The organism is Stenotrophomonas sp. HMWF023 (genome assembly GCF_003060985.1).
GTDB classification, from domain to species: domain Bacteria; phylum Pseudomonadota; class Gammaproteobacteria; order Xanthomonadales; family Xanthomonadaceae; genus Stenotrophomonas; species Stenotrophomonas lactitubi.
The window spans coordinates 4,029-8,674 of the sequence record NZ_QAIJ01000085.1 but is presented as its reverse complement, the minus strand read 5'-3'; the positions used below and the strand labels follow the sequence as shown (position 1 = coordinate 8,674).

The 4,646-nt window shown below is 68.6% G+C and carries 5 protein-coding genes; 4 read left to right on the top strand and 1 reads right to left on the bottom strand.

The genetic code is table 11. The features are described 5' to 3' along the window. The first annotated feature begins 256 nt into the window (after positions 1-256). Positions 257-1,231, top strand: coding sequence for an MBL fold metallo-hydrolase (locus tag DBR20_RS03955; protein ID WP_108265263.1), 975 nt, complete (start codon positions 257-259; stop codon positions 1,229-1,231). A 118-nt stretch (positions 1,232-1,349) separates the two neighbouring features. Here the strand turns inward: DBR20_RS03955 and yihA are convergent, their stop codons facing one another. Next, positions 1,350-1,952 carry a ribosome biogenesis GTP-binding protein YihA/YsxC gene (gene yihA / locus DBR20_RS03950; RefSeq protein WP_108265264.1) on the bottom strand — a complete coding sequence of 201 codons (603 nt, stop codon included), beginning with the start codon at positions 1,950-1,952 and terminating at the stop codon, positions 1,350-1,352. 155 nt (positions 1,953-2,107) lie between these two features. Here yihA and DBR20_RS03945 point away from each other — a divergent pair, with 155 nt between their 5' ends. The 3 genes from DBR20_RS03945 (at position 2,108) to DBR20_RS03935 (ending at position 4,584) form a co-directional block, all read left to right on the top strand. Then, positions 2,108-2,905 carry a c-type cytochrome gene (locus tag DBR20_RS03945; RefSeq protein ID WP_099820952.1) on the top strand — a complete coding sequence of 266 codons (798 nt, stop codon included), beginning with the start codon at positions 2,108-2,110 and terminating at the stop codon, positions 2,903-2,905. A 106-nt stretch (positions 2,906-3,011) separates the two neighbouring features. Next, a complete protein-coding gene (locus tag DBR20_RS03940; protein ID WP_108265262.1) occupies positions 3,012-3,662 on the top strand; it encodes a thiol:disulfide interchange protein DsbA/DsbL in 651 nt (216 codons plus the stop codon). A 106-nt stretch (positions 3,663-3,768) separates the two neighbouring features. Beyond that, on the top strand, positions 3,769-4,584 hold the full coding sequence (locus tag DBR20_RS03935) for a thiol:disulfide interchange protein DsbA/DsbL (RefSeq protein ID WP_108265261.1): 816 nt from the start codon (positions 3,769-3,771) through the stop codon (positions 4,582-4,584). Positions 4,585-4,646 lie beyond the last annotated feature (62 nt).

The following is a 4,646-nucleotide window of genomic DNA, read 5'->3' as shown; positions in this document are numbered from 1 at the left end:
TGGATGCGGCGACCGAGCTTACAGGGACGTACTTGCAGCGTCCCCCGCAACCGGACCCACCCCGCCTCCCCACAGGAAGCCAGCTTCTGCTGTTGCTTCGGCCGTTGCCGTTGCCGTTGCCTCTGCGGGTGCAGGGCGCAGCCCTGCCGATAACCCCCCTTGAGCATTCCGCGCAGTGGTTTGAGCGCCGCACGCACGCTCAACGCGGCACGCTGTGCGCACCGGGCCTGCCCATCACTCATCGAGAAGAACCGCCATGACCCTGCGCCACCTGCCGCTGCGCGCCGCCCTGCTGCTGGCCCTGTCCTCCCTGCCGCTGGCCGCGCTGGCCGAGGCCACCTCGCCCGCTCCCACCCAACAGGTGCCGGGTGTGCAACACCAGCGCATTGGTGCGCTGCAGGTCACCGCCCTGTTCGACGGCGTGGTCGCGCTCGGCCGACAGGAAGTGGTCGATGTGCCGCCAACACTGGTCAGCCGCCTGCTCGAAGGCCGTTACGTGCCCGAAGACAAGAAAGGCCTGCAGACCGCGATCAACGCCTTCCTGGTGCGCCAGGGCAAGCACCTGACCCTGGTCGATGCCGGTACCGCGCAGTGCTTCGGCCCTGACCAGGGCCAGGTGCTGGGCAACCTGCGCGCGGCGGGCGTGAACCCGGCCGAGATCGATGAGGTGCTGCTGACCCACGCCCATCCCGATCACCTGTGCGGCATCCTCGATGCGCAGGGCAAGCCGGCCTATCCGAATGCGACGGTGTGGCTGTCCAAGGCCGATGCCCGCTATTGGCTGGACCCGGCCAGCGAAGCCACTGCGCCGCAAGGCGTGCGCTTCGCCTTCGCGCTGGCGCGCAACGCGGTGGCGCCGTACCAGGCCGCTGGACGCCTGCACACCTTCCAGCCTGGCGACGCCCTGCCGGGCCACGCGGTGGCGATGGATACCCACGGCCACACGCCGGGGCACGTGTCCTATCGCTTCGACAGCCAAGGCCAGTCACTGCTGGTGTGGGGCGACGTGCTGCATTTCCATGCAGTGCAGTTCGCGCACCCGGAAGCGGCATTCGAGGCTGATTCGGACCGCAAGGCGGCTACTGCCAGCCGTCGCAGCCTGTTGCAGGAGGCCACCGCCAAGGGCTGGTGGGTCGCAGGCGCGCACCTGCCCTTCCCCGGGCTGGGTCACGTGCGCAGCGAAGGCAAGGCCTATGCGTGGGTGCCGGCAGAGTTCTCGCCGTTGAAATGACCTCGTGTAGAGCCGAGCCCATGCTCGGCCATCAGGGTCTCGCCGCGCTACGCGCGGCAGCCGAGCGTCGGCTCGGCTCTACAAAAGTGTCGCCGGGCAAGGCCCGGCGCCCTGTTCCTTATTCCAGCCCCAGCCAGCCGCCGATGATGCCGCGGGCTTCCTCGACGCCGGTACGGGCCGCTCCAGAGAACACCTGCACACTCACCGTATCGCCGAACGAAGAATGCAGTTCCTTGCGCACCTTCTGCAGGGTCTGCATCTGCTGGCTGCGGCTCAGCTTGTCGGCCTTGGTCAGCAGCGCATGCGCCGGCAGGCCACGCTGCACGGCGTAGGCCAGCATCTGCCGGTCGTAGTCCTTCAGCGGATGGCGGATGTCCATCACCACCACCAGGCCCCTCAAAGCCTCGCGGGTGCGGAAGTAGCGGTCGATGAAGGCCTGCCAGTGCGCCTGCAGGTCCAGCGGCACCTTGGCGTAGCCGTAACCGGGCAGATCGACCAGATGGGCGTCCGGGGTGACCTGGAAGAACACCAGCTGCTGGGTCCGGCCAGGGGTCTTGGAGACCCGGGCCAGGCTGTTCTGGCGGGTCAGCGCGTTGAGCGCGCTGGACTTGCCGGCGTTGGAGCGACCCGCAAAGGCCACTTCGGACCCTTCATCGGGCGGCAGCTGCCCCATGTTGTGGGCAGAGAGGTGGTATTGGGCGCGTTCGATGAGCAATGACATGCGCATAGGATCGCATGTTGCGGCGCCGCGCGCCCGGCCCTTGGGCCTCCCGCGGGAAAATGCTGCACTGCTGCGTTGACCGTGTACGGAAACGGCGTTGATAATCCGGGCGATGCCGGCCGCCGCCGCCCGGCCGGTCCATACGGAGCTTCAGCATGCGCCACGCTCGCGTTCTTGCCGTATCCGCCCTTGCTACTGCCGTTGTTGCCGCTGCTGCCTTTGCGCAGACCACGCTGACCCCGCTGCCCGACAACGGCCCGATCAGGACCGCCTCGCTCGAGGTGGATTTCAGCAAGACCACCTGGGGCGACGCCAAGGCCGGCCAGACCAAGGCCACCGCGTGTGCCGCCTGCCATGGTGCCGATGGCAATTCCACGGTGGAGATGTATCCCAGCATCGCTGGCCAGAGCGAGCGCTACGTCGCCCAGCAGATGGCCCTGATCGCCAACGGCCAGCGCAGTTCCGGCGCCGCCGTGGCGATGGTGCCCTTCGTGCAGAACCTCACTCCGCAGGACATGCGCGATATCGGCGCGTTCTTCGCCACCCAGAAGGCCAACGCCGGCATCGCCGACGACACGCTGGTGGCCGAGGGCCCGTACAAGGGCATGAAGTTCTACCAGATCGGCCAGCAGCTCTACCGCGGCGGCGACGCCCAGCGCGGGCTGCCGGCCTGCATGGCCTGTCATGGCCCCAGCGGTGCCGGCAACCCCGGCCCGGCCTACCCGCACATCGGCGGCCAGCACGCCAGCTATGTCGCCCGGCGCCTGCAGGAATACCAGGCCGGGCAGACCAACGAGACCGACAAGGCGCACTTCCAGATCATGGCCACGGTGGCGCAGAAGCTGACCGAGCAGGAGGTGCAGGCCCTTTCCAGCTACCTGCAGGGCCTGCACAACAAGGCCGACGACCTCGCCGCCGAGGGCGCTTCGACGCGACCGGCCGCCGCCCCCTGACCGCCACTGGTCGGCGCGGGTCGCCACGACGGCCCGCCGCTGCGGTATGTTTCCTTCACGCCGGCGGCTGCGCCGGCGTTGTCATTTTCAACGGAGATGCGTGTCGATGAGGTTGATTCCCCGCCTTCTGCTGTCCCTGCTGGTGCTGCTGCCGTTGGCGGCCTGCGCCGCTACCCCCGCCAACGCCCCGCTGGTCGAAGGCAAAGACTACGAGCGCATCGCCCAGCCCGGCCCGTTCCAGCCGCTGGCCGGCAAGATCGAAGTGGTCGAGGTGTTCGGCTACACCTGCCCGCACTGCGCCCATTTCGAACCGCAGTTGGCCGCCTGGGCCGCCAAGCTGCCGGCCGACGTGCGCTTCACCCCGGTCCCGGCCGCCTTCGGCGGTGCCTGGGATTCCTGGGCCCTGGCCTACTACGCCGCCGACGAAGTGGGCGTGGCCAAGCGCAGCCACGCCGCCGTGTTCAAGGCCCTGCACGATGACGGCACGCTGCCGATGCAGAACGTCTCGGCCGATGAGCTCGCCAGCTTCTACAAGGCCTACGGCGTGACCCCGGAGCGCTACACGCAGGCCCTGCGCGGCGAGGCGGTACAGAAGAAGGTCGATGCCGCCCGTGCCTTCGCCCAGCGCACCCAGGTGCCGGGCACCCCGGCCATCATCATCAATGGCCAGTACCTGGTCCGTGGCAAGAGCTTCGACGACCAGCTGCGCATCGCCTCGGCGCTGATCGCCCAGGCCCGCGCCGCCCGCGGCCGCTGAACCAACACACACCATCGACACGGCGCTGTCGCCGCCGCATGTCATCATTTCCCTCTGGCCGGCGCCTGACGCCGGCCCCACCTTTCCAGATGCTGGAGACGTTTCCATGAAGACCCGTTTCGCCGCCCTCGCCCTCGCAGCGCTGCTGCCGATCCTGGCGGCCTGCAAGGCCGACGATGGCACCGCCAACACCTCCGCCCCGGCAGAACCGGCCGCGACCCCGGCCAGCACCGAACCGGCCGCGCCGGCCGCAGGCGGCGAAACCGCTGCACCGGCTGCCGAAGGTGACAAGACCGCCGCCAGCGCCGCCCCTGCCCCGACCACCGCCGCGCTGACCGGCCCGGCCCCGGTGGAAGGCGCCGATTACCAGCTGATCCCGAACGGCCAGCCGTTCCAGCCGGCGGCCGGCAAGGTCGAAGTGGTCGAGATCTTCGGTTATGTCTGCCCGGCCTGCGCGGCGTTCCAGCCGCTGGTCAGCCCGTGGAAGGCCGGCCTGCCGAGCGATGTGAACTTCGTCTACGTGCCGGCCATGTTCGGCGGCACCTGGGACAACTACGCCCGTGCCTTCTATGCCGCGCAGACCCTGGGCGTGCAGGAGAAGACCCACGAGGCGCTGTACTCGGCCATCCACTCGCAGCAGACCCTGAAGGGCGAGCGCGGTGCCGATTCGGTCGATGACATCGCCAAGTTCTACGGTGCCTACGGCGTGGATCCGAAGCAGTTCGCCGCCACCATGGGCAGCTTCGCGGTCAATGCCAAGACCAACTCGGCCAAGCAGTTCGCCCAGCGCAGCCAGATCAGCGGCACCCCGTCGATCATCGTCAACGGCAAGTACCTGGTGAAGGGCAAGAGCTTCCCGGACATGCTGCGCATTGCCGACCACCTGATCGCCCGCGAACGCGGTGCGGCCCAGGCTCACTGATCAAAGAGACGTTTTCCCGGCCGTGACTTCCCCCACAACACGGACCCTGCGCTTGCTGACGG